General features: G+C 70.2%; 26 protein-coding genes. 12 read left to right on the top strand and 14 right to left on the bottom strand.

The window, feature by feature from the left end; all coding sequences use genetic code 11:
• The first annotated feature begins 87 nt into the window (after positions 1-87).
• Positions 88-339: a hypothetical protein gene (locus ABZV40_RS36400; protein ID WP_355452405.1), complete on the top strand. Its 252-nt coding sequence runs from the start codon at positions 88-90 to the stop codon at positions 337-339.
• A gap of 33 nt (positions 340-372) precedes the next feature.
• Here the strand turns inward: ABZV40_RS36400 and ABZV40_RS36395 are convergent, their stop codons facing one another.
• From ABZV40_RS36395 to ABZV40_RS36345, 11 genes are all read right to left on the bottom strand, one after another.
• Positions 373-969, bottom strand: a complete 597-nt coding sequence (locus tag ABZV40_RS36395; RefSeq protein WP_355452402.1) for a hypothetical protein — start codon at positions 967-969, stop codon at positions 373-375.
• Between the two features lie 145 nt (positions 970-1,114).
• The gene (locus tag ABZV40_RS36390; RefSeq protein ID WP_355452399.1) at positions 1,115-1,723 is read right to left on the bottom strand and encodes a V-type ATP synthase subunit D; all 609 of its coding nucleotides are present in this window, start codon (positions 1,721-1,723) and stop codon (positions 1,115-1,117) included.
• Positions 1,720-3,075 carry a V-type ATP synthase subunit B gene (locus ABZV40_RS36385; RefSeq protein ID WP_355452396.1) on the bottom strand — a complete coding sequence of 452 codons (1,356 nt, stop codon included), beginning with the start codon at positions 3,073-3,075 and terminating at the stop codon, positions 1,720-1,722. Before ABZV40_RS36385 ends, ABZV40_RS36390 begins: the two co-directional genes overlap by 4 nt.
• Complete coding sequence (locus tag ABZV40_RS36380; protein WP_355452393.1) at positions 3,072-4,793, bottom strand: V-type ATP synthase subunit A; 1,722 nt, start codon at positions 4,791-4,793, stop codon at positions 3,072-3,074. The genes ABZV40_RS36385 and ABZV40_RS36380 overlap by 4 nt, the downstream gene beginning before the upstream one ends.
• Entirely contained in the window at positions 4,781-5,287 is a 507-nt protein-coding gene (locus tag ABZV40_RS36375) for a hypothetical protein (RefSeq protein WP_355452390.1), read from the bottom strand. The genes ABZV40_RS36380 and ABZV40_RS36375 overlap by 13 nt, the downstream gene beginning before the upstream one ends.
• Entirely contained in the window at positions 5,284-5,499 is a 216-nt protein-coding gene (locus ABZV40_RS36370) for a V-type ATP synthase subunit F (RefSeq protein WP_355452387.1), read from the bottom strand. Before ABZV40_RS36370 ends, ABZV40_RS36375 begins: the two co-directional genes overlap by 4 nt.
• 3 nt (positions 5,500-5,502) lie before the next feature.
• Positions 5,503-5,919, bottom strand: a complete 417-nt coding sequence (locus tag ABZV40_RS36365) for an ATP synthase subunit C (protein WP_355452384.1) — start codon at positions 5,917-5,919, stop codon at positions 5,503-5,505.
• Positions 5,916-7,163: a V-type ATPase 116kDa subunit family protein gene (locus ABZV40_RS36360; protein WP_355452381.1), complete on the bottom strand. Its 1,248-nt coding sequence runs from the start codon at positions 7,161-7,163 to the stop codon at positions 5,916-5,918. The genes ABZV40_RS36365 and ABZV40_RS36360 overlap by 4 nt, the downstream gene beginning before the upstream one ends.
• Complete coding sequence (locus ABZV40_RS36355) at positions 7,150-8,049, bottom strand: hypothetical protein (RefSeq protein WP_355452378.1); 900 nt, start codon at positions 8,047-8,049, stop codon at positions 7,150-7,152. Before ABZV40_RS36355 ends, ABZV40_RS36360 begins: the two co-directional genes overlap by 14 nt.
• Positions 8,046-8,480, bottom strand: coding sequence for a hypothetical protein (locus ABZV40_RS36350; RefSeq protein WP_355452375.1), 435 nt, complete (start codon positions 8,478-8,480; stop codon positions 8,046-8,048). Before ABZV40_RS36350 ends, ABZV40_RS36355 begins: the two co-directional genes overlap by 4 nt.
• Positions 8,481-8,745: 265 nt before the next feature.
• Positions 8,746-10,896, bottom strand: coding sequence for a tetratricopeptide repeat protein (locus ABZV40_RS36345; RefSeq protein ID WP_355452372.1), 2,151 nt, complete (start codon positions 10,894-10,896; stop codon positions 8,746-8,748).
• Between the two features lie 407 nt (positions 10,897-11,303).
• On the opposite strand from ABZV40_RS36345, the gene ABZV40_RS36340 reads away from it, so the two are divergent.
• Positions 11,304-11,969, top strand: a complete 666-nt coding sequence (locus tag ABZV40_RS36340; RefSeq protein ID WP_355452369.1) for a GNAT family N-acetyltransferase — start codon at positions 11,304-11,306, stop codon at positions 11,967-11,969.
• 241 nt (positions 11,970-12,210) lie between these two features.
• Here the strand turns inward: ABZV40_RS36340 and ABZV40_RS36335 are convergent, their stop codons facing one another.
• Positions 12,211-12,681, bottom strand: a complete 471-nt coding sequence (locus tag ABZV40_RS36335; RefSeq protein WP_355452366.1) for a GyrI-like domain-containing protein — start codon at positions 12,679-12,681, stop codon at positions 12,211-12,213.
• A gap of 58 nt (positions 12,682-12,739) precedes the next feature.
• Between ABZV40_RS36335 and ABZV40_RS36330 the strand changes: the two genes are divergently transcribed.
• The 5 genes from ABZV40_RS36330 (at position 12,740) to phoU (ending at position 15,682) form a co-directional block, all read left to right on the top strand.
• A complete protein-coding gene (locus tag ABZV40_RS36330; protein ID WP_355452363.1) occupies positions 12,740-13,261 on the top strand; it encodes a hypothetical protein in 522 nt (173 codons plus the stop codon).
• The gene (locus ABZV40_RS36325; RefSeq protein ID WP_355452360.1) at positions 13,246-13,491 is read left to right on the top strand and encodes a hypothetical protein; all 246 of its coding nucleotides are present in this window, start codon (positions 13,246-13,248) and stop codon (positions 13,489-13,491) included. The genes ABZV40_RS36330 and ABZV40_RS36325 overlap by 16 nt, the downstream gene beginning before the upstream one ends.
• Before the next feature lie 216 nt (positions 13,492-13,707).
• On the top strand, positions 13,708-14,193 hold the full coding sequence (locus ABZV40_RS36320; RefSeq protein ID WP_355452357.1) for a GyrI-like domain-containing protein: 486 nt from the start codon (positions 13,708-13,710) through the stop codon (positions 14,191-14,193).
• Between the two features lie 142 nt (positions 14,194-14,335).
• The gene (locus ABZV40_RS36315) at positions 14,336-15,022 is read left to right on the top strand and encodes a CBS domain-containing protein (protein ID WP_355452355.1); all 687 of its coding nucleotides are present in this window, start codon (positions 14,336-14,338) and stop codon (positions 15,020-15,022) included.
• A gap of 24 nt (positions 15,023-15,046) precedes the next feature.
• A complete protein-coding gene (phoU, locus tag ABZV40_RS36310) occupies positions 15,047-15,682 on the top strand; it encodes a phosphate signaling complex protein PhoU (protein ID WP_355452352.1) in 636 nt (211 codons plus the stop codon).
• Between the two features lie 133 nt (positions 15,683-15,815).
• Here phoU and ABZV40_RS36305 read toward each other — a convergent pair whose 3' ends face one another.
• A complete protein-coding gene (locus tag ABZV40_RS36305) occupies positions 15,816-16,616 on the bottom strand; it encodes a PIG-L family deacetylase (RefSeq protein ID WP_355452349.1) in 801 nt (266 codons plus the stop codon).
• Positions 16,617-16,832: 216 nt separating this feature from the next.
• Positions 16,833-17,288, bottom strand: coding sequence for a hypothetical protein (locus tag ABZV40_RS36300; RefSeq protein WP_355452346.1), 456 nt, complete (start codon positions 17,286-17,288; stop codon positions 16,833-16,835).
• A gap of 440 nt (positions 17,289-17,728) precedes the next feature.
• Here ABZV40_RS36300 and ABZV40_RS36295 point away from each other — a divergent pair, with 440 nt between their 5' ends.
• The 5 genes from ABZV40_RS36295 (at position 17,729) to ABZV40_RS36275 (ending at position 24,364) form a co-directional block, all read left to right on the top strand.
• Positions 17,729-20,008: a fibronectin type III domain-containing protein gene (locus tag ABZV40_RS36295; protein ID WP_355452343.1), complete on the top strand. Its 2,280-nt coding sequence runs from the start codon at positions 17,729-17,731 to the stop codon at positions 20,006-20,008.
• Between the two features lie 294 nt (positions 20,009-20,302).
• Positions 20,303-21,085, top strand: a complete 783-nt coding sequence (locus ABZV40_RS36290) for a hypothetical protein (RefSeq protein ID WP_355452340.1) — start codon at positions 20,303-20,305, stop codon at positions 21,083-21,085.
• 38 nt (positions 21,086-21,123) lie between these two features.
• Positions 21,124-22,365 carry a sensor histidine kinase gene (locus ABZV40_RS36285; protein WP_355452337.1) on the top strand — a complete coding sequence of 414 codons (1,242 nt, stop codon included), beginning with the start codon at positions 21,124-21,126 and terminating at the stop codon, positions 22,363-22,365.
• On the top strand, positions 22,356-23,000 hold the full coding sequence (locus tag ABZV40_RS36280) for a response regulator transcription factor (RefSeq protein ID WP_355452408.1): 645 nt from the start codon (positions 22,356-22,358) through the stop codon (positions 22,998-23,000). The genes ABZV40_RS36285 and ABZV40_RS36280 overlap by 10 nt, the downstream gene beginning before the upstream one ends.
• Before the next feature lie 509 nt (positions 23,001-23,509).
• Entirely contained in the window at positions 23,510-24,364 is an 855-nt protein-coding gene (locus ABZV40_RS36275; protein WP_355452334.1) for an SAM-dependent methyltransferase, read from the top strand.
• Positions 24,365-24,433 lie beyond the last annotated feature (69 nt).

Raw genomic sequence — 24,433 nt, 5'->3', positions numbered from 1 at the left:
CGAAGGTCGCGAGCAACCACAGCAAGATCCTGCGCAAGGACTCCCCGGCCGTCGCGCAGGCCGTCCGCGAACTGGCCGAGGTGCGCCATGGATGAGCGGCAGGACCTGCGCCGCCGAGCCGACGCCGGCGACCAGGACGCGGTCGACCAGCTGGTGGAACTCGCGGGCGAGGCCGGCGACCTGGACGAGCTGCGGCGCCTGGCCGACGCGGGCAGCTCGGATGCGGTCGACGTCCTCGTGGAGCTGGCGGGTGAGCGTGAGGACCTCGGCGAACTGCGCGGGCTGGCCGCGCTGGGCAACAGCGACGCCGCCGACGTGCTGGCCGAACTGCAGGAGTAGCGCGCGAACCGAAGGCCTGCCGCAGCTCCCCGGTCAAGGGCTCAGCGGTGCTCGGCGAGCTACAGGTGGATGAAGGGCTCCTTCCTCCACCTGGTGTGGATGAATGAGCCCTTCATCCACGTAACTGCCCGGCAGGCGGGTTACGGACAAGACGTGCCGGAGCTCCGCCACCGCCACCACCGCGGTGACCTCGCGGAAGCAGGCGGTCATGTCCGGGATCAGCCGCGGCAGCGAGGTCGCCGTCGTGGTGACGAGTGGACCGAGCAGGTCGCGGTGCTCGATCGGCAGATCGGCCGTGCCGAGCGCGATCACGTTGCCCTGCAACAACTCGGTGAGCTCACGCAGCTCTTGCGCCCCCGGCCTGGAGGGTCGCGAGCGGACGAGGTGCGCCCGGTTCAGCACGTCGCGGTAGGCCGCGAACCACGACCAGATGAGCGCGATCTTCGCCTTGGCCTCGGCCCACCGCACGGCGCTGACACCGCTCAGCGCGGCGGCGTCGAGGAACCGCGTGCCCGCGTGGCTCTCCAGCGCGACCAGGTTCGCGGAGACGCCCGCGCTGTCGGCATCGAGACGCGCGAGAGCGCCGTCGACCTCGGCCAGGCCCAGCAACAGCTTCCCCCTCGTCCCCACGCGTTGTTCCAATGCTGACACGGGAAACTGGGGAAACAGGCATTCGGATTTCGTAAAGACGCCGCCGAAATGCACCGGACACCGCCGTAGCGTGTCCGCCTGGTGACATACGGTGTTCCGCGTCGGCGAACTCGATGAGTTCCCGTCATGGTCGATCGGTGTGCGAGGCAACTCGATGCCGGAGGTTCTCGGCCTGCTCCCGCTCCTCCAGCTCCAGCTCGACGCGCGCGAGCGTCTCCCGCAACAGCGGCACCCAGTGCCGGCGCAGCACCCGAACGCGGCGCTGGGTCGAGTCGGTCTCCGCGGTGAGCAGGCGCAGCGCGGAAGCCGCCACGGCGTGCCGGAGAGCCGCATCGAGCATCCGGCGTTGTTCCTGCACGGCACGTGCGACCGCGGTGCCGGTCGGAACATCGGCGACACCTGAGGGCGTCGTGCAGGTGACCCCGGTGGGATGTCGCACGCCTGTCGTCGTGGACCAGGAGATCGTCACGTCGGCTTCCGCGCCGGTAGCCGCGAGGCGCATTCCGCGGCGGCCGCCGGTGAGCGCGGCGCGGAGCGTCCAGGTCTTCGTCTTCTCCGCCTGCGCGACGAGTTCGTCGTGGGTGTGCGCGGCTGCCTCAGCGAGGCGGCGCTGTTCCGTGCGCAACGCACGAAGTTTCTGCTCCAGCAACGCGGCGGCGTGCTCGGCGCTGCCGAGACGTCCGCGCAGCCACTGACGTCCCGACCGGCCGGGAGGCACGCGGATGGCGGTCACCGGTCCTCCAGCAGCGAGGCGGGGAGCATCGACAGTTCGGATCGGGGCAGCCTCAGCAGTACCCGCCACACCCGTTCCAGGGTGTCGTCGAGTGTGCGCGTCTCGCCGGGCGACTGGCCGAGCACGTCGGTTCGGAACGCCTGCTCCAGGTCGAGGTAGGCCTGGTCGGTGCGGCTCAGGCCGCTGACACCGATGAGCTCGGCCAGGTCGCGCACCTGCCGTGCCCGCGCCAGTGCGGACAGCAGCTGGGCCGCGACGTGCAGGTGGTCGGCGCGGGTCCGGCCCGGCCCGGCGCCGTTGCGCATGAGCCGGGACAGGGAGGCGAGCGGGTCCACCGGTGGGTAGAGGCCGTGCGCGTGCGCTTCCGCGGAGAAGACGACCTGACCCTCGGTGATGTACCCGGTGAGGTCGGGGACGGGGTGGGTGATGTCGCCGCCCGGCATGGTCAGCACGGGCAGCACCGTCACCGACCCCGGCCTCCCGCGGATGCGGCCGCAGCGTTCGAACAACGAGGCGAGGTCGCTGTAGAGATAGCCGGGGTACGACCGTCTCGCGGGAATCTCGCCACGTGCCGCGGACACCTCGCGCAACGCCTCGGCGTAGGTCGTCATGTCGGTCATCACGACCAGCACGTGCCTGTCGTCGCGGAACGCGAGCGACTCGGCGATGGTCAGCGCCAGCCTGGGGGTGAGGATCCGCTCGATGACGGGGTCGTCGGCGGTGTTGATCAGCAGTACGAGTTCTCCGGCCGCTGATCGCGCTTCGAGTGCCTCGCGCGTGTACGCGGCGTCCGCGTGGGTGAGCCCGATGCCCGCGAACACCACGCAGAACGGTTCACCTTCCACTGTGGACTGCGCGGCGATCTGGGTCGCCAGCTCCAGGTGCGGGTGTCCCGGCAGGGAGAACAGCGGCAGCTTCTGGCCGCGGACCAGGGTGGTCAGCGCGTCGATCACGGACACCCCGGTGAGCACGGGCTCGGCGGGTGCCTCGCGCCAGGTCGGGTTCAGCGGTGCGCCGGCGACCGGTTCGCGCCGCGCGCCGAACACCGGTGGTCCGCCGTCGACCGGGGTGCCCCGGCCGTCGCAGGTACGACCGAGCCACCCCGTGCCGACCGGGATGCTCAGCGGTTGCCCGGTGAACTCCAGCCGGGTGCCCGTGGTGGCCATGCCGGCGGTTCCCTCCAGCACCTGCACGACCGCGAGGTCGCGGTCCACCTCCAGCACGAGGCCGTGCCGCAGCTCGCCGGAGCCCAGCCTGATGCGCACGAACTCGTCCCAGCCGACGCCCTCGGCATTGCCGACGACGACCAGTGGGCCGCGGAGTTGCCGCACGTCGGTGAACTCGACCGTCATCGCAACCTCCGCAACCCGGCGAGCACCTCGTCGCGTCGCCTGCTGATCAACGTCACGTCGTCCGGTGCCGCCTCTTCGCGCAGCCGCACCAGCGCGGTGAAGTCGAACTCCTCGAGCAAGTCGGCGGCCACGCCCGCGGTCACCAGCTCACGACACTCGTCCGCGACCGCCAGAACGGCTTCCACGAGTGCGCGCGCCTTCTCGTCGCCTCCTGCCGCATCCACAGTGGACAGAGCGCTTTGCTGGAGGACTCCGTCGCGCAGCAGCCGTCCGGTGAGCAACGCGACCCGCTCGGGTCCGGACAGGGCGGCCGCGCCGACCAGTTCCGCGAGGGCGCCGAGCCGATCCGCCTCGGCCAGCGCGGTCATCACCCGGGCCCGCCGTGCGGGCCATCCGTGGTCGCCCGCACGGACGTGGTGCTCTCCGACCGCCGGTGCGTCGCGGGAGAACGAGCCCGACCAGGAGACCGCGGGGTAGTGCCTGGCGTAGGCGAGGTCACGGTCGAGCGTCCACCGGGCCCGGACGAATCGCTCGGTGTGCGCGGTGACGGGTTCGGTCATGTCACCACCCGGTGGGGAGACCGCTCCGATGATCGTGACCGACCCGGTCGCTCCGCCGAGCGTCTCCACGCAGCCCGCGCGTTCGTAGAACGCCGCCAGCGCCGAGGCCAGATCGGCGGGATAACCCTCTTCCGCGGGCAACGCACCGGTGCGGGACGCGAACTCCCGCAACGCCTCCGCCCAGCGCGAGGTGGAGTCGGCGATGACGACCGCGTGGTAGCCCATGTCGCGGTAGTACTCCGCGACGGCGACGCCGGTGTAGATGCTCGCCTCGCGCGCCATCATCGGCATGTTCGAGGTGTTGGCCACGACCACGCTGCGGTCGGCCAACCGGCCGCCGGTGCGGGGGTCGGTGAGCTCGAACAGCTCGGCGACCACCTCGGCCAGCTCGTTACCGCGTTCACCGCAGCCGACGTAGACGATGACGTCCGCATCGCACCACTTCGCGAGCTGTTGCAGGAGAACGGTTTTTCCGGTGCCGAAGCCACCCGGCACCGCGGCGGCCCCACCTCGTGCCAGAGGGTAGAGCAGGTCCAGCACGCGTTGCCCGGTGCGCAGGGGCGTCACGTCGGTGAGGCGGGACCGGCACGGCCGGGGCGTTCGGACCGGCCACCCGGAGAACAGGCGCACGTCGGTGCCGCCGACCACGGCGACCGCGGTGTCCGCTCCGCACTTGCCGTCTGCCAGCGCCTCGACCGGGCCGCCGGCGCCCTGAGGTACCAGCACCCGGTGTTCGAGCGGTCCGGCGTCGGTCACGACACCGAGCACCTGCCCGGCACCGACCTGGTCACCGACGCGCACCCTCGGTTCGAACCGCCACTTGCGGTCCGATTCGTCGGCGGTGGCGCCGGGAGTCAGGAAGACAGGCGCGGCGGACAACGACCGCAGCAGGCCGTCGAAGACTCGGCCGAGCAGTCCGGGACCGAGCCGGACGGACAGCGGCCTGCCCGCGGCCACGGCGGCTGCACCCGGTGCCAGGCCACCGGTGTACTCGTAGGCCTGCACGCTCACCCGGCCGTCCTCGATGGCGACGACCTCGCCCGGTATCGCGTCGGGTCCCAAAGCGACCAGGTCGTGCATCGCGACCGGGCCGACGTCCTCGACCTCGACCAGCGGACCCGACACCCGGACGACCCGTCCGGAGGTCACGGCGCCCACAGCGCACGCACCTCGTCGCCGAGCGCGTCGACCGCGCGGGCTGCCACCGCCCGCACACCGAGATCCACCAACCGGCCGGCGACCTCACCGGTCACGCCTCCGCCCGGAGCGTCCCGCACGATCGCGTCGGCACCGAGTTGGGCGTGGACGGCCGCCACGAGCTGTGCACGCCGATCTGGTTCCGTGAACGCACGCGCGACCGCGGCGGTGACGCGCTCGAGGAGTTCCTCGTAGATCTCGCGTTGCGCGGCCAGCCCGATCGAGCGGGCCGCACGGCGCGCCTTCTCGTGTCCGGCGGCGATCGACGCCACCGCGTCCGCACGGCCTTCTTCGGCGGCCGCGGCGAGGATCGAGTTCGCCTTGGCACGAGCGCTCGCGAGCGTCGCGTCCGCGTCGAGTCGTGCGGCGGAGAGTTCGCGTTCGGCCTCGGCACGCGCCCCGGCCAGCAACGCGGCCCGCACCGGCGCCAGTGCCTCCTGCTGCTGGGCGGTCACGACGGGATCACCACCACGAGCGGCCAGTCGGTCACCGCGAGTTCGGCGTTGAGCACCGCGGCAGCGGCGTCGGTGAGCAGCACCACGGACACGTCGTCGCCGAGGCTGTTCCAGGCCTGGTGCACGGACGCGGGTTCGGTCGCTTCACGCACCCGCACCCCGGCGAGCGCCCAGTCGGCGACCCCGGCACCGATCACGGCAACGGCGCCCACGGCTCACGCCTTCCCGATGAGGATCACCGCGACGATCAGCCCGTAGATCGCGATGCCCTCTGCCAGACCCACGATCACCATCGCGCGGCCGAACAGCTCCGGCCGTTCGCTGAGTGCGGCCAGCGCGGCCGCGCCGGTGTAGGCGACCGCGATCGCCGCCCCGATCGACGACCCGGCGACCGAGATCGCCGCCCCGAGGAGCGCCGCCCAGTTCGCCGCGGGAGCGGGGGACTGGGCGGCGGCCGCGGCCGCCTCACCGCTCTGCAGGGCCATGACCAGCACGACCAGCGCGCCGACGAGCAACACCCCGTTGAGGCCCGCGAACACGGTGAGCACCGCGCGGCCCTTGCGGCGCATCAACAACACAGCACCCGCGCACACCGCGACAAGCACCGGCAATCCTGCCAACCAGACCATCATCGAGCCTCCCCGTGCCACGGGCGGAACGGCCGGCCCTCGATCTCGAAGACCCGCGAGAACAGTTCGTAGAACTCCAGGCGCAACGCCTGGATGGCGGCGACCAACGCCTCGAGGGAGAACGCGAGTGCGTTGCCCAGCAGGAAGAGCAGTACCGCCGCGCCGATGCCCGTGACGCCGCCGCGGCCGGCCAGCGCGGTCGTCCCGAGCCACACGACCGAGCCGATCGCGGCGTGCACCAGGCCGAACGCCGCGAGCCGGGCGAACGACACCAGGTTCGACCCGGTCCTGATCACGATGTCGAACAGCTCCACGGCGGCCTGCACCCAGCCCGCGGCACCACCACCGGAGGCCGCGGCGAACCCGAGGCCGGCGAGCACCAGGCCCACCACCGCGATCGCGGCACTGGACACGACGAGCAGATCCGCGCTGAGCAGCAGGCCGCCCGCGATCCCGGCGATGCCGAGGAACAACGCGGCTCCGGCGACGCCCGACGACGCGTACACCGCGAGGCGCGTTCCGCCCTCGCGCCACCGGTTGACGATCGCCACGGCGTAGGCCGCGGCCAGCAGCACCGCCCCGGCCGCGACACCCGCTCCCAGCAGCTGGACCGGGTCGTCCAGCGGGTTCAGCCACAGCACGGGAACGACGGCCGTAGGCCCGAAGAACTCCCCGTACAGCACCCCGAACAGGGTGCTGGCGGCACCGGCGCCCAGCACGAACGGCCAGGCGGATCGCCAGCGCGCCAAGCGTTCCGGCCATCCCACGCGCAGGAGAAGGGCCGCGGCGACCAGCAGCAGCCCCTGCCCGGCGTCGCCGAACATCATCCCGAACATCAGCACATAGGCGGCACCCGCGAGCACCGTCGGATCGACGTCCTGATACGGCACCGTGCCGTACGTGCTCACGAGCGGCGTGAACGACCGGCGCACCGCTCCGTCCGAACGCAGCAGGGAAGGCGGATCCACGCCGCGCGGTACGGGCAACGGCACCGCGGCGGCACCCACCCCGGCGAGCTTCGCGGCCAGGCCGGGCCGTTCCTCCGCGGGACACCACCCCGCGACGGCAGCGGCCGACTCCCGGCGGACCGCGCCGCCCACGACCGCCTCCAGCGAGTCATCAGCGCGGTCGACGTCGACCACACCCGCGTGCGCGACCACGGCCAGAGCGTCGCGCAGCGCGTTCTCCGGTGCGACGACGGCGATCCGTTCCATCCGGACCGGCGTCATGACCTCATGTGATGGCATCGAACGCCTCCAGTTCACTGCCGCCGCGTGCGGCGCACTCGAGCGCGGCCCGCACCCGGCGAGCGTCGACCGCCAGCAGGGCGGCGCACCCCACCACCGCACCAGGACCGAAACCCCGTCCGCGCAACAACGTTCGCGCGTCGCTCTCAACGCGCGCCCACCAGCGTTCCTCGGCCTGCCACAGGTCCGCGGGGTCGCCGACGTCCTCGAGCGCCCACCCCGCCTCACCGGGCAGCCGCGTGACGAACTCGGCGAACCCACGCCCTCCGGCGTCTCCGAGCAGCGCCGGGACGGCCACCGGGTGACCGAGCAGGAAGTGCTCGCGCGCCACCAGCAACGCCGCGCCTCCGGCGGCCCAGAACCGTGCCTGCGGCACACCACCGGCGACCCGCGCCGCCCAGCCGAGCTGGACCGCGGACACGATCCGGCGAGGGTCGTCGGCTCCCGGATCACCCCAAGGCGACGCCGCGAGAGCCTGCCGCAGCTCTGCGACCGACGACGTGGCCGCGAGCCGCGGCCACGCCGTGGCGAGCGTGCCGAGCTGGAAGGCCCTGCCCGGAGCCTCTCCGGCCAGCACACGCAGGTGTTCCACGACGTTCGCCATCTCGAACCACCCGGCGAGCAGCCGCACCAGCTCGGCGCCCGCCCGCGGCTGCCACCCGGCGAGCACCCGCAGGTGCCACAGCAACGTCGCCGCGACACCGTGCTCGGCCTCCTCCAGCGACTGGCCCGCCCGCACGTCCCGCTGGTAGGGACCGGCGACGAGCAGCTGCACGGCCTCCGCCACTGACGAACACCCGGCGATCTCACGTGCTCGGACCGCGCCGGCGCGGCGCCGCAACAAGGCTCGTGCCCGCACTCCTCCCGCGATCCACGCCGCGCTCATCGCGCGACCTGACCGGTGCTCAACGCCGTCGCGACAGCGCGGCCGACGTACTCGGGCAGCATCACCGCGGCACGTTCCCGCAGGCGGCGTGCGTTTTCTCTCGCGGCCTCGACGATCAGCTCACCGTCCGGCGAGGCCGCAGCCCTGGCGTTCGCGGCCGCCTGCGCACGCACCTCGGAAGCGCGGTCGTGCGCCGCGGCGACGAGGTCGTCCGCCTGCCGAGCGGCCTCCTGCCGGATGCGGTGAGCCTCCGCGCGCGCCTCCTCGCGCAGGTGCCGCATCTCGTCCTCCGTGCCGGCGAGCAGTGCGAGCACCGGTTCGAGCTCGGTCGCCACCTCGGCTGCGCGGTCCGCGGGCACTCCCGGGCGTGCGGCCGCCCCCGGTGTGCCCACCGGCCGGTAGCGCTGCAGGAGGTCGCGGAGACTGGCCATCCGTTCATGCTGGCCACGTCACCACACCGCGGAGCAGGGTCCTTCACCCTCACCCTGCGGGGCCCAAGTCCCTTCCCCGGACCGCACGTCCACTGAGGACAGATCTCGGCGAACGGCCCGTCGCGCCGCCACCGTCACCCGGTGATTCGCCACACCACCTCGGATCGGCGTTCCGTCCCCGGTTCCGCGCCCCGCCGGGGAAACAGATCCGATTGGCCGCGTAGGCGGTTTCCTCCGGACCGGCATTTGTGCCAATCCCTCACGATCACGTCTCGGTGGTTGACGGCGGGCTCGTCTTCAGCGCGGCGAGCTTCGCCCGTACATCCTGGGCATCGGGGTGGGAGAGCCGGTCGAGCAGGGCGACCGCCTGGTGCCACATCCGTTCGGCGGTGGAGTGTTCGCCCGCGACGAGGTAGGTGTCGCCCATGCGCGCCCAGGTTGTGGCCTCGGTGTAGTAGTCACCCAGCTGGCTTGACAGGGCGATGGACTGCTCGTAGTGGTGAATGGCTTGTGCGTGGTCGTCGAGGTGATGGTGGATGTAGCCGAGGCTGTCGAGGGTGTCGGCCAGTCCTGGTCGGTGCTCCAGTTTCCGGAACAGGGCCAGGGCTGCCTCGCAGTTGGCGCGGCCTCGCGGGTAGTCGCCGAGCAGCGCCTGCTCCCAGCCGAGTTGGTCGAGCGCGCGGGCTTCTCCTGCCCGGTTCCCGGCGGTTCGGAACAGGTCCAGGGCCCGGGCGGCATGGTCGAGTGCCTCGGCGTAGCGCTCCTGCAACTCGCGCACCCAGCTGAAAGCTATGTGCGTGCGCGCCTGACCCACCAGTTTCCCCGTGTTCTGGTAGAGATCCAGGGCGTGCTCGAGGTGGGGCACCGCCTCGTCGTAGCGTCCCAAACGGATGGCGGCACGGCTGAGGAAGCGGTGGGCCTGGGCCTGGGCGCCGCGGTCTTCCAGGCGCGTTGCGGCGGACAACGCGGCCTGCTGGGTCGCCACCCAGTCCTGCCAATGCCCCTGGCGTTCGAAGTAGGTTGCGAGCGTCCAGGCCAGCTGCCAGGCGTGGACGTCGAATCCGTGCCGGATCGCTTGGTCGATGACGACCGGCAACGTGGCGTGCTCGGCGACGAACCAGTCCAGTGCCCGTTTCTCGTCGACGATGTCGAGTGGTTGCACGCCCGGAGTCGGCTGCTGCAGATCGATGCGCTGCCGCTGAGGGGCGATCCGGCGATCGGCGGCCGAACAGGTCTGCAGGTAGAAGTCGAGCATTCGGCGGACCGCGGCTTGACGCCGCGCACCCGTCTCTTCCGCGGCGGCCAGCTCAGCGGCATAGCTGCGCAGCAAGTCGTGGAACTGGTAACGCCCGGGGGTCGGCTGCTCCAGCAGGTGGGCACGGGTGAGTTCGGCCAGCGTCGCTCGTACTTCCGGCACGGGAACACCGAGCAGCGCGGCCGCCGCGGGCAAGCTGATGGTGGGGCCGGGGTGAATTCCGAGCAGGCGGAACAACGTGGCTGCGCCGGCGGTAAGGGCGCGGTAGGACCAGGAGAAGACCGCGCGGGCGCCGCTGTAGCTGTCGCCGGCATCGAGGATGTCGAGCCGCAACCGCTCGTCCTGCAGCTCCTCGGCCAGGGTCGTCAGCGGCAGGTCCGGGTGCGTGGCCGCGTGTGCCGTGACCAACCCCAGGGCGAGTGGCAGTCGGGCACAGAGCTTGATGAGCTCCTGAACGGCGTAGGGGTCGGATTCGACACGTCGCGCGCCGAGGCGTCGAGTCAGCAGCTCGACCGCCTCCTCGTCGGACAGGACCTTCAGGGTCATCGGCTGCGCACCGTCCCTGGCGATCAGGCTGGTGAGCTGGTCCCGGCTCGTGATGAGCACCACGCACGTCGGGTTGCCGGGCAGCAGCGGGCGCACCTGCTCCGAACTGTGCGCGTTGTCGAGCACCACCAACACCCGTCGCCCGGCCAGCAAGCTCCGGTACAGGGCGACCTGGGCGTCGAAACCGGTGGGGATTCGATCGGGGGCGATCTGGAACGCGTCGAGGAACCCGCGGATCGCTTCGGCCGGTTGCATGGGCACACCGGTCGGGTCGAATCCCCGCAGGTTCACGTACAGCTGCCCGTCCGGGAATCGCCCCACCGCTTGGTGCGCCCAGTGGACGGCCAAGGTCGTCTTACCCACGCCCGCCGTCCCGCTGATCGCGGAGATGACGAGCGTCGTCACATCTGACGCGACGTCGTCGAGTACCGCGGTCAACCTGGAAAGCTCGGACGTGCGCCCCACGAAGTACGGGAACGCTCCGGGCAACTGCTGCGGCGTCACCCAGGAGTGGTCGACGTGGTGGAAGTGCACTCCGCCCATCACCGAGTTGGCCTGGACGACCGATCCCGTGACGGTGCCACCCACCTCGTTACCGCTGCTGGTGACGCTCACTCCGTACACCTCGTCACTGTGAGTCCACTCATTCGGCAGCAACGCGTCACGTGTGACGACTCTGCCGTGCTCGACCAATGCCGTCCATCTGCACCTAATACAGCGGGCGATCCGGCGACGGCCTCTTCCACTTCGCGATGGCGCGACGGAACGTTACAGGCCCTGCGGGCACTCGTGCCGTGAACGATGTCAAGAAGATGCCGATCATCCAGATCCGCAGATTTGCGAAATACCGCGAACCTCGCTGGAAGTGATAATAGTCGGCTGCCGCCCGTTGCCGGCAACTTCTCCGATCACGTGGCCCGTCATACGGTAGGCGGTTGGAGTGATTGCCCTGTTTGGGCACCATGATGTCGTCGGTGGCGACAGTCGTGTCACTCCCACTCGCAAGGAGTTGCTGACGCAACATGAATAACCGTGGTAGCGAATCCGACCTGCCGTCGATACGCCGACGCGACTGGCGAAGCGTGCCGCAGGTTGATTACCGACGAATCAAGTCGATATGGGAGGAGGCGTTCCCGCCCGGCGAACGCAGTGCGCACGACACGGTGTCCCGTCGCAACAGTACGTGGCTGTGGACCGCCCACTCGGCCGATGGGCACCTGATCGGGTTCGCCACGGCGCTGCACCTGCCGTCGGCCGAGGCGGCCTACCTCGAATACCTGGCTGTATTGCCTTCAGCGCGCGGTGCCGGGACAGGTACCGCCATGCTCTCCTCGGTCGCAACCCAGCTCCGGGCTGAGCGGTCGGTGCACGGGGTCGTGCTCGAGGTGGAGGATCCGCTCCGGACACCTGGACGTGATCCTCTTCTGGCGCGACGAGTGGCCTTCTACGAACGGTGGGGCGCGCGGCCGGTGACGTCGCTGAACAATTACTTCATGCCTGACCTCGTGAATCCCGGCGGCCTGGTGCCGATGACCCTGCTGTGGCGAGGCATCCGCGATAATTCCGTGCTCGCCCCCGACGGGGTTGTGCGAGTGCTCACCGACCTCTATCACGGCTATTACGCGCACGCCGCACCGGAAGGACACCTCAAGGACATGCTAGGGCGCATAACACTTGCCGACCCATGATCCTGTACGTGCCGAGAAATGCGTCCGTGCAGGTCAGTAGATACAGGTGGTCCACCGGTCGCCGTCCGGCAGGATCGCGACCGTGCGGTCTCCCGCGCCTTCGCCGCGCTGTGGCTGTTGCGCATGACCGATCGGTTGACCACCGACCGTGTGGAAATCTGAATCAGGATCAGATGCCCTGGGAGGGGTCGATGTTCCGGACGAGGAGGGCCGTGGTCGATGAGAGGCGGAAGCGAACGGATCAGGCGGGCCGGTACGGCTGGATGATCACCGTGCGCCAGGTGCTGGGATCGGGTTGCTGCCCGGGGTCGCTGAGGTAGATCTCCCAGGGGTCTCCGACGGGTTCACCGCCCTGCTCCAGAATCCAGGCGGTGGTCGCCTCGTAGGCCGGCTGCATCGCGTCGTAGGGCCCGATGTGCGTTGTTTCGGCGACCGATCCGCCGGGCAGCGTCGAGGGCCGCACCTCGCCGTCGGGCGCGACCGCAGTGCTGACCGGGAATCCTGCCTCCACCTGGAACCGGTCGTCGCCGAGCAGGTGATAGCGGGCGTAAGGCGGTCCGGCCGGTTCGATTCCCTGGCGGGCGAGAACGTCGGCGACGGCTTGATAGGTCTTCCCCAACCAGGGCCCGAGCTCCGGCACGGGCAGGGTCGCCTCGACGACCGCCGTGGGCTGGTCGGACCGGGTTCGCGGGTGAACGTCGTAGGTCTGCATCTCCTCACACTCGGCCTGGAGGCCGGCGAGGCACAGTGGCGCAGGTCCTGTCCGGCTCGTGGCTTTCGACCGGTCCGGGGCGCGGATGTCCGTTACAGGTTCCGGCACGGCGGTTTCGGTGCACGGGGGCAGCGAGCCGGGCGAGTGCTTCTTCGCCGCCACGCGGATCTCCGACGGTGATCCGGACAGCTGGGTCCGGGAGTGGACCGACCTGGGCGTGCGCCAGGAGCAGCGGGCCAGGGCCCCGGCAAAGTCCAGCCCGCCCGATATGCCCGATGAGAACGTGCCCACGCGGCGAGCGTTGTCGATGAAGGGACCCTTCCTGAACCTGTGGTGGATGAAGGAGCCCTTCATCCACCACGACAAGCGCCCCGACGACTCCGGCACCCGGCGACCGACGTTGATCATGGTGGGCGGCGGGGACACGTTCGTCGAGGACCTCTGCCTCTACATCGGTCCGGCCGCGGTCGGACGCGGGTACCAGGTGCTGCTCGTCGACCACGTGCTCTCCCGGCCCGATGTCGACCCGGACACCCCGGCGGCCTTCGGCATCAGCGCCGGCGGATGCGGGCCAAGATGATCCTGATCGACTCCCACCTGTGGCGGTGGGGTGTCACGTCACCGCCGACATTGCTGGCCACGCTCAGGACGTTCGTGTTCGGCCCGGCCCGGATCGCCTGCCCGCTGCTGCTTCTGATCGGGCAGGCCGAGTACGATCGCGCCCCGGTCCACCACGTCTTCGACTGGCTGGACGAGGTGTTCGCCCCGGCAGCCGCTGATCACCGCGCCACGACGCGGAACACCGGGTAGTGCGCGGCCACCGCCGCGATCTCGGCCGGCGACGCCTCGGTGCGAGAGGCAAGCGCCGCACGGTGACGACGAGTGGCGGTCCCGAGCGGAGCCGCCACCCTCACCTTGCCGATCGTGGGAGAGGCGAAGGTCCCTGCCAGAGGCGCTCCGGGGTGCCGCACGGCTCCGAACGCACGACCCTGTCGGCGCGGACGGACGGCGACGGACCCTGACGTGATGACGCAGCGATACGACATCCGGCCCCAGATCCTCTCCGAGCAGCCGACAGCGGTCGCCGAGGCGACGCTGGCGGTACCTGAGATCGGTCCGTGGCTGACGAAGACGTACAACGACATCGCCGCCGTCCTCGCGGGCTGCGGCATCGAGCCGACGGGCGCGCCGTTCGCTCGTTACCACCGGTTGGAGGACGGTCGTTTCCGGGTGGAGGCTGGGTACCCGGTCGGCGTCGCGATCGACCGCGCGGACGGGGTGCACCCCTCGGTACTTCCCGGTGGCCCGGCCGCCAGGACGGTGCACCTCGGGCCCTACGAGGCCATGGGGTCGGCGTACCGCGCGCTGGCGTCGTGGGTGCGGGCATGTGGCGGTGACATCGCCGGTGATGCCTGGGAGGTCTACTTCAGCGATCCGGAGGTCGAACCCGACCCGGCGGCGTGGCGGACCGGAGTCGTGCAGCCCTACCGGGTGACACCACGCCGGACATGATTTCGCTGCAGCTCAAGGGGCGACGACGAGTGACGAGCACAGTGGCTCACCGCCGTGGCGACGAAGGTCCCTGTGGGGCGAGGCGATCCCGGAGAAGCCTGGAGGGTGTCCTGCACCAACCACCCGGCGGGAGGAGAACGCCATGCGCCGGCTTTCCGTCGCCTCGCTGATGACCAGCGAGGTGATCACCGCGAGCCCGGAGACGCCGTTCAAGGATCTGGCGCTGCTGATGGAGGAGCACGGCATCAGCGCAGTGCCGGTCGTCGAAGGGGATTACGCCGTGGGCGTGGTCTCCGAGGCCGACCTGCTGGCGAAGGAGGAGTTCCGCGGTGGAACCAGGACCAGGCCCGCGATTCTGTCGAGCAGGGCGGCGAAACGGCGCTGGCGGAGGGCCCTCGGCGGCACCGCGCGTGAGGTGATGACCACACCGGTCCGCACCATCCGCATGGACGCCTCCGCGAGCACCGCGGCGATAGAACTGGCCAAGGCCGGCGTGCGCAGGTTGTTCGTGGTCGACGTGGAGGGTGCTCTGGTCGGCGTGCTGTCGCGGCGGGACCTGCTCAAGGTGTTCGTGAAGGACGACGAGGCGTTGCGGGCCGAGATCCAGGACGAGGTCTTCGGCAGCTCGACCTGGCTCAACCCGGCCACAGTGGACATCACGGTGCACGACGGCGTGGTGACGCTGCGAGGACTGCTGGAGCGGCGCAGCGACGTGGACCTCGCCGCGTACTTCGTCCGCGCGCTGCCCGGCGTCGTCGGCTTGGAGAACAACCTGTCGTACGAGTGGGACGACACCCTGCGTCCCCGCCGGGCCGAGATGTTCGGCTGACCGGATTCCGGAGAGGTGATCGTCATGCGTGAGGCGTTCGACGCGGAACTGGCCGGGTTCAACCGGCAGCTGGCCGAGCTGGCCCAGCGCACCCGGGACGCGATGACCCGCGCCACCACCGCCCTGCTCGACGTCTCGCTCGCCGGGGCGGCCGAGGTGATCGGCGACGACGAGGAACTGGCCGAGGTGCACCACCGGATCGACCAGCAGGCCCTCGCGCTGATCGCCCGCCAGCAGCCCGTGGCAGGTGATCTCCGCACGATCATCGCGGGTCTGCGGACGAGCGCCGACCTCAGGCGGATGGCCACGCTGGCCCGCCATGTCGCCGAACTGGTGGGGCAGCGGCATCCCCGGCCGGTCGTCCCGTCGGAGGTGCGCCCGACGATCGTCGAGATGGGCGCGGTGGCGGCCCGGCTGGCCGCAGCCGCCCAGGAGGCCATCACGACCGGAAACGCCGATGCGGCAGCAGCCCTGGAAAGAGCCGACGACGAGATGGACACCCTGCTCACGTCGCTGTACGGCACGTTGGTCGTCGAGCACCGGTGGGATGTCGAGACGGCGATGGACCTCACGCTGCTGGGCCGTTACTACGAGCGGTTCGCCGACCACGCGGTGTCCGTCGCGAAGCGGGTCGCGTTCGCGGTCGGCTCCCGCAAGTGACTCTCGGCCCTCGTTCTCCCGCGACGGGAGGTCGAGCTCCCACCGGCACACGGCCACTGGTCCGGCAACCCCGCTGATCAACAGCGCCCGGCCGGTCCTGGTGTCGCCGGTCATCCGCCGGCTGCGACGATCTTCAGCGAAACCCGAGGCCGGCGAAGAGGTCGGTTTCCGGGACGGGTGATCCCGTGGTGTCCCGTGCCCGGATGAAGTCCTCGACACCGAGCGCCTCGGCGAACTCGGCCGGTGGCAGCTTGCCCGCGATGGACGAGTCGAGCTGGGAGGCGTGGCAGTGCAGCGCGGCGCGCTTGCGGTCGACGACGGCGCGGGTGTCGACGGTCGTGGTGATGCGGCGGTCGACGTCGTCGAGTCCGGCGGGCATGTCCCGGTGGACGCCGACCGAGGCGGCCACCCGGATCAGGCGTTCCCAGTACGCCCGGCCGTGTGCCTTGTAGTACAGCTTGGCCGCCACTCCGGACAGGTCGAACGCCGCCGAAGCCACTTGTGCGGCGTGCAGGTGGTCCCGGTGCTGCGCGGTGTTCTCGGCGTCGTAGGTCACCACGACCTGCGGCTCGTAGTGCTCGATCAGTCTTGCCACCCGGTCGGCGGCGGCGGACACCGGCGTGTCCACGAAGGCGCCGCGAGGCTTCTCCCACGCCGCGATGCCTGAGTCGTGGTACCCGAGCAGCTCGATGTCGGTCACGCCGAGGACGCGGCACGCCGCCTGCAGCTCGCCGAGCCGGTGCGATGCGACCCGTGCGGGATCGTGTGCGGGTGTGAACGGCTTGGCGCCGTCCGGTGCGTCGCCGAGTTCGCCGTTCGTGCAGGTCACGAGCACGATACGGGTTCCGAGCGAGGCGTAGTGGGCCAGGATGCCACCGGTGGACGTCGACTCGTCGTCAGGATGTGCGTGCACGGCGAGCAGTGTTCGGGTCATGGCGTCCAGTAAAGGGGATGGACGTGGCTGGCCGTAGACGGTCCTCGAACCGCACGTAAATGAGCTGGCGCGGAATCATCAGGTGCCGGGGCGGACCTGCTCGACGCCGATCCACGGCCGGATCCCGTTGCCGCGCAGTGCACCGCTGATCTCCAGCACGCCGGCGATGTCGTCCACCACAGCTGCCGATCACCGCCGGGACGTGCGGCCGGCGGTTCAGGGTGGCGGCAGTACGCCGTCGGTCAGTTCGAGGTCGGCGATCCACAGGGCAAGCGCCGCTTGGGCGTCCCGCAGGGTGCGTGCCGGCTCGCCGAGTCCGCGCAACGCCAGCCGCCGCTGTTCGAGCCTGGGGCTGCGGAACTTCGGAAAGGCGAGCTTGAGGCACGTGTCGATCATCTGGGCGTGGTAGTGCAGCAGCTCGGTCACCCGGAACTCCAGCGACTCGCGGTCGGCGTCGCCGATGAGGTCCATCGCCCACCCGTGCAGGCGGCAGTAGTCGGACGCGACCGGGCCGCCCCGGCGGGCCACCTGCGCCGGGACGTCGCCAGGCAGCGCGCAGGCGCGGATGATCTGCTCGGCGGCGGGCTGGAGTGCGACCGCACAGGTGGTCACCTCCAGCAGGGACCGCAGCGCGACCAGACGCGCGGCGGCGGAATCCTTCGCACCTGCCACGTCCGCGCCTCGCCGCGGGCGACGCCCCGGAATCCGCATGTGATCCACCAGCCTCGATGAACGAGCCGAGAAACATCCAGTATGAACCGCCACGAGGCGCGCCGCGAGGTGCCGGAGTCCGGCCGGCCGGGGGCTGCGCAGGACGCCGGCGACAGTCACGAACCGGCAGAAGTGGCTGCCGGACGAGCTCGAGTGCTGGCCGTTCGTCCACAGAAGGTTGACAGCCGTAGCCGCGAGCCCTAGACATCGGAGGTATGCGTGCTTCGGCTCTGGTGGTTGGCTTGGCTCTGGCGGTCGGCGCGGTCGCGCCGGCAGTGGCCGCAGAGAAGGCGGAAATATTTGTGTCGCCGTCAGGAAACGACGCGATGGCGGGGTCGCGGACGCGTCCGGTGCGGACGTTTGCAAAGGCGCGTGACCTGGCCAGAGTTCGCAATGCTCCGATGACTGTGTGGATCGGTGGTGGCACGTATCGGCTGAGCGCGCCGCTGGAGCTTGACGAACGGGACCGCGATGTCGTGTTCCGGGCTGTGCCTGGACAGCGGCCGGTGGTCAGCGGCGGGGTGCGGGTCACCGGGTGGCGCAACGACGGCAAGATGTGGTCGGCGCCGGCGCCAGAGCTGTTGGGGAACACGCGGCAGCTGTACGTCGACGGGGTGCGGGCGCAGCGGGCCAGGGGGCAGGTTGCGGTGAAGGCGACGGCCACCGGGTACGAGGGGGAGGTCTCGTGGCGGAATCCTGGTGACGTCGAGTTCGTCTACACCGGTGGCGACGGGTTGTGGTCGTCGTGGAAGGGACTCGGGCCGTGGACCGAGGCGCGGTGCCCGGTCGGGTCGGTGAGCGGGCGGGTCATCACGATGGCGCAGCCGTGCTGGGACAACTCGACCAAGCGGCCGCCTGATCCCGATCATCCGACGCGGTCGATTCACGAGGTGGGGCCGGGGGACCTGCACGCCGACCGGCAACCGGCGTACGTGGAGAACGCGTTCGAGTTCCTCGACCAGCCCGGCGAGTGGTACTTCGACCGGGCCGCGCGGCGGATCCACTACCTGCCCAGGGCCGGGGAGGACGTGGCGAAGGCGGATGTCGAGGTGCCGGTCGCCGAGAAGCTGGTGGACATCAAGGGAAGCCACGACATCACGTTCGACGGGCTGCGGTTCGCGTACGCGACGTGGTTGCGGCCCAGCAGCGGTGAAGGCCTGTCGGAGATCCAGGCGACGATCTCCCTCACCGGGCAGGGGGCCTACGACAAGCAGGGGCTGTGTCACCGGATCGCCGGCGGCACCTGTCCGTTCGGGGCGTGGACGAAGGCGCCGGGCAACGTGTCGGTGGAGCACGCGCGCGGTATTCGGTTCCTGAACAACGACTTCGTGCATCTTGGAGCCGCGGGGCTCGATCTCGGGCACGGGGTGAGCCAGGTGACGGTGCGGGGCAACGTGTTCACCGACATCTCGGGCAACGGGCTGCAGATCGGTGACGTCGACCAGCCGTTGCCCAGCGACGCCGGGGACATCACGCACCACATCGACGTGACCAACAACCACCTGTACGCGCTGCCGGTCGAGTTCCGCGGCGCGGTCGCGGTCTTCAACGGGTACACGCAGAACACGACGATCGCGCACAACCAGATCGACCACACGGCCTACAGCGGCATCTCCACCGGGTGGGGCGGCTGGCTCGACAAGGTCGGGGAACCCGGTCAGCCCAACATCAGCCGGGACAACCGGATCGCGGACAACCTCGTCTTCGACCACATGCTGGTGCTCTCGGACGGCGCCGGCATCTACAACAACGGCCGCACCGGCGGCACCGAGATCACCGGCAACGTGATCCGCGACCAGCGCGGGCCAGGCCACGGCATCTACCTCGACAACGGCTCCAGCGACATCACCGTGAGCCGCAACGTGCTGGTCGGCAACCCGCACGACTGGGCCGGGCTGCGCAAGAACCACGAGCTCGACGACGGCTCGTACTGGCCGATGAGCATCACCGGAAACTACTGGCAGCAGGGCGATCCGGACAAGATGGTGCCAGGAGCCACGATCAAGGGCAACAAGGTCATCGCGAAGCCGGCGGACGCACCGGAGTCTGTTGTGGACAACTCCGGCATCGAGCCGTCGTACCGGGGTGTGCTCAGCCGGACGGTCGTCAAGCAGTCGGTGCCCACCGCGATCGACCGGGTGTCGGCCTGTGGTGGCGACGGATTCGCTTACGTGGCCTGGACTCCGCCGGTCGACGACGGTGGCGCCGCGATCACCGCCTACACGGTGGAGCTCTCGGACGGGCCGCGGGTCACGGTGCCGGTCGCCGACATCGACCAGCTCGGCTACGTCAAGGTTTCGGGGCTGCGCAACGGAACCACGTACACCGTGCGGGTCATCGCCGACAACGCCAAAGGGCCGGGCATCGCGGCGAGTACGACCGTGACGCCCGTCGCCAGGACCGTGACGAAGCCGGGCGCGCCGGAGAACGTGCACGTGAACCTCGGCGACAGGGTGGCGACGGTGTACTTCTCGCCGCCCGCCGAGGACGGCGGCAGCCCGGTCGTCGCGTACACGATCACGGCCACCGGCCTCGACGGGCGCGTGGTGACCGGGCGGAAGGTGTTGCTGCGGAAGAAGGACACGTTCGCGGTGATCGACGGGCTGGCGGCCGGCACGGCCTACACGTTCACGGTCACCGCGACGAACGTGGCGGGCACCGGGCCGGGTGCGACCGGCTGAACAACGACCAGTCACCGCCGCTGTCCGCTTCCTCAGCTCGCAACGAGAGACTGTTGCGCCCAATCCGGGACAGCCGGGAGGTGAGGCTCCTCCCGGCTGCTCGACCTGAGGTAGAGCCAGCTGTACCGCACGGGTAGTGCAGCCTCACCCGGTTGTGCTAGCTCCTGCGTCATCGCGCTCCGAGCGGCCCTTCTCTACCGTCGTCCCATGCGATTTCGACCGATCACGACAACTGGTGCCGCCGAATCGACACCGTGTGCCAACCGCGAAACTGGTCGACTGCATTCGAGGTCCGTGATCGGGTTGCTGCTGGCGGCCGCCGCGGCTTTGGTGGCGGCATTCGTGCTCGCCCCCGCCGCCCTCCTGAGGCCGGCCTTCGGGGCTTACGACTACGCGAAACTGCAGGACGCCTTCGGCAGTGCTCTCGTCGAGTATTGGCGGAGCGGAACTCCGGTGTTCCCCGCCCGCCTGACGACGCTGGTCGACTACTGGTTCCAATGGCATGCGATCAAGGTGGCGATCAGCGCGTTGTCGGTCGTTGTCTTCGCCTTGCTCACCACCGCGCTGTGGCGGAGATACCTGCGAGCCCGGCCCTGGTACGCGGCGGCCGCCACGGCCGCAGCGGTGTTGACGGTTCTCGCCGTGGGAGTGTTGATGTTGAACATCCAGGCGACGGCCGTACCGCTGGTCGCGTTGCTGGGGCTGCTACCCGGTAGAACCCCTGACGCAACACTCGCACAGGTTTTGGGTGAGATGCGCGAAGGGCTGACGGAATCGGCCAACCCGCACGCCGGTTCTCCCGCGCTGGCGGTACTTCTCGGCGAGGTCGAGCGATACCACTGGGTCATGGTGGCGGTTTCCGCCACGCTCATGGTGGCGACCGGCCTGGTGAGCGCCCATTTCTGGAAGCGGCGCAGCACCGGCGACCGGGGCGCCACCCGCGTCAGATTCATGCAGGGTGCACTCGGCGTCATCGCGGCCCTGACCGCATGCCTGCTGCTGCTCATGACAGGAGCCAGTGCACTCTCGGCGCTCGAGCCCGCCACCACGCTGCTGGACGTCATCGGTGCGGGCTGACACCGCTTCTCCGGCTGCTGCGCCGTAGGGTCGTGACCGTGGCGACGAGCGTGTGGCGGGCGATGGCGGGCAGCCCCGTCCGATTCGTCCTGTCGCGATGGCCATGGCGCAGCCTGGCCTACGTGGTCAGCGGCGTGGCGGTCGTCTCGATCACCTGGCTGGCCATCGCGCCGCTGCTGCTGTTTCCGCCGCTGCTGCTGCTCGTCGGCATACCGATCGGGGCAGTGGAGCGCCTCCGGCTCGGCTTCCTGGAGCCGCTGGCGGTCCCCGACCCGCACGCACCCGCGCCCCCGAGCGGCGGCTGGGCGCGGGTGCGGCTGCGGGTGACCGAGGCTGCCACCTGGCGCGAACTCGGCTATTGCGCATGCCTGCTGTCGGTGCTTGCGCTCCTCGACCTCGCCGCGGTGTTCGTCCTGTTCATCTGCCTCCTCCTGCTGGCGCTGCCGCTCTTGGTCAAGTTGGACGCGAACGTCCATATCGCGATGGGCACCTGGACGGTCGAGACAGTCGGGCAGGCGTGCGCCGTCGCCGGTCTGGCCGGGGTTCCCGCGACGGTGGTCGCTCTGTACGGGATCAGCGTGCTCGGTGGTGCCCAGGCAGCCTTCGCCAAGTGGCTGCTCGCGCCCACCGGCACCGAGATGAACCGTCAGGTCGAGGAGCTGGCCTGGTCACGCAACCGGTTGGTCAACTCGTTCGAGGCCGAGCGCCGTCGGATCGAGCGAGACCTGCACGACGGCGCGCAGCAACATCTGGTGCTCCTGACGATGAAGCTGGGCCTGGCCGAGCGGCAGCTGGCCGACGCAGACGGACGCGCCGGTCAGCTCGTCGGCGAGGCCCACGAGCAGGCTCGGCTGGCACTCACGACCCTCCGGGACCAGATCCGCGGCATCCATCCTCAGATCCTCACCGATTTCGGGCTGGCCGAGGCGGTGCGCGAACTCGCCGAACGGTGTCCGATTCCGGTCGAGGTCGACCTCGACCTGCCCGGCCGGCTGCCGCCCGAGATCGAATCCACCGCCTACTTCGTGGTCTCGGAGGCCCTGACCAACGCGGTACGACACGCTGCAGCCACCCGTATCCGGATCAGTGGCAGACTCGCCGAGCAACGGCTGGCGCTGACGATCGTCGATGACGGCAGGGGCGGCGCTGAACCGTCGCTGGGCACGGGCATGCGGGGGCTGGCTGACCGAGTGGCCGTCGTGGCGGGCACCCTGGAGATCACCAGCCCACAAGGAGGACCCACCACAGTGCGGATCGATCTGCCGTGTCGCTGCGAATAGTGCTTGCCGAAGACGCCACGCTCATGCGGGCCGGACTCGTCAGCCTGCTCGAAGGACTGGGCCACACCCTGGTGGCGGCGGTCGGCGACGGTGACTCGATGATGGCGGCCGCCCGAGAGCACCGACCCGACCTGGTCATCACCGACGTCCGCATGCCGCCCAGTTTCACCGACGAAGGGCTGCGTGCCGCGGTGGCGCTGCGCGCCGGCGACCCGAGCGCGGCGGTCCTCGTGCTGTCGCAGTACGCGGCCACCGCGTACGCCGCTGAACTGCTCGGCCCGTCCGGGCGGGCCGGAGTCGGCTACCTGCTCAAGGACCGCATCGGCGAGATCGCCGACTTCTCCGACGCGGTGTCGCGGGTCGCGGCCGGCGAGACCGTCATCGACCCCGACGTGGTGCGGCAGTTGCTGAACCGCGCACGCACGACCAACCCACTCGACCGGTTGACCGCGCGGGAACGGGAGGTGCTCGGGCAGATGGCCGAAGGACACAACAACCCGTCCATCGCCCGAACGCTCGGAATCAGCGACGCCGCGGTGGCCAAGCACATCGGCCACATCTTCACCAAACTCGACCTCCCCGAGACCGACGGCCACCGCCGGGTACTCGCCGTCCTGACGTACCTGCGAAGCTGACCGCACCCGAGTCGACGGCGCAAACGGCACGCGCGAGCGGCGAACTGTGCGTGCATCCGGAGCCACTAGCCCTCACCCCGGTAGACGCCGAACAGGCGCCGAGGTCGGAGGCGCACCAGACAAAGATCAATCCCTTGTCGTTGTTCTTCGCTGGAACTACGGCTGGACCTTCACTCCGGCGACGGCGCGGCGGCAGATCTCGGCCGACTGGACGCGCTGATCGCCCCCAGGCCGTCGAGGCATTCGCGGCCGTACCTGCTCAGGGAGCTGCAGCGCTGGGGTGCCACCCGTGAGAGTGATCATGGCTGTGCTGGAAGGAGTGCTCAGGCAGGGTGCGGCCTCACGAGCGCCTCCCATCCGGGTGTCGGCCCGCTTGAAGCCGACCTCCCCCAAGGCACACCGCCGAAACGGCCTGACCCGGCGGCGGTGCGGGTTGTAGGATCCTCCGCAGGTGTGCCGGGAAGCCTGGTCGGCGATGTCAGTACAACGCCGATTTCGAGGAGCTTCGAGTGGGCAACGCCGTCGCGGGCACTGCTGTCGGTCCGATGGTCATCGCCGCTGTGGACCAGTTCGACGAACACCCGTTGGTGCGGGACGACTACGCGGCGCGGATCCTGCCCGCCGCCGGACGGCTCGCCGTGGCCGCCGCTCGGTGGCGGCCGATGCGCACCCTGCTGATCGCCGCCACGGAGAAGAAGATTCCCGGCCTGTGGGCCGGCATGTTGTGCCGCAAGCGCTACATCGACGAGCGGCTCGGCGCGAGCGGTGCGGGCACGGTCGTCGTGCTCGGCGCCGGGTTCGACACGCGGGGGTGCCGCGCCGGTGAACGCCGGGTGTTCGAGGTCGATCTTCCCGCGAACGTGGCGAGCAAGCGGGAGCGGTTGCGAGCTGTTCTCGGCGAGGTTCCGGCCGGTGTCACGCTGGTGCCGATCGACTTCGAGCGGCAGCGGATCGCCGACGTCCTGGCAGAGCACGGGTATCGCACCGATCAGCCGGTGTTCTTCGTGTGGGAGGCGGTCACGCAGTACCTGACCGAGGCCGCCGTGCGCGAGACCTTCGACTTCCTCGCCCGGGCGCCGGCGGGTAGCGAGCTCGTGTTCACGTTCGTGCGCAAGGACTTCCTCGACGGAACCGCGATGTTCGGTGGCGAGGCGGCTCACCGCGAGTTCGTGGTCAAGCGGCGCCTGTGGAAGTTCGGGCTGCTGCCGGGCGAAGTGGCAGGCTTCCTCACGCCGTACGGGTGGGCGGAGGTCGAGCAGCTGGGGCCGCGGGAGTTCACCGAGCGGTTCTTGGAGTCGTCCGGCCGGACGATGCCCGTGTCGGAGATCGAACGCACGGTCTACTGCGTCAAGACGACGACGTGACCGCGCCGGTGATCGTCGCGTATGGACTGACGGGAACGTGCCGCCGGTCGATGATCGTGGAGCCGGCCC

The sequence above is a fragment of the Lentzea sp. NPDC004782 genome, assembly GCF_040609115.1.
Taxonomy (GTDB): domain Bacteria; phylum Actinomycetota; class Actinomycetes; order Mycobacteriales; family Pseudonocardiaceae; genus Lentzea.
Note: the sequence above shows the minus strand (reverse complement) of the source record. Positions and strands in the feature narration are given on the sequence as shown.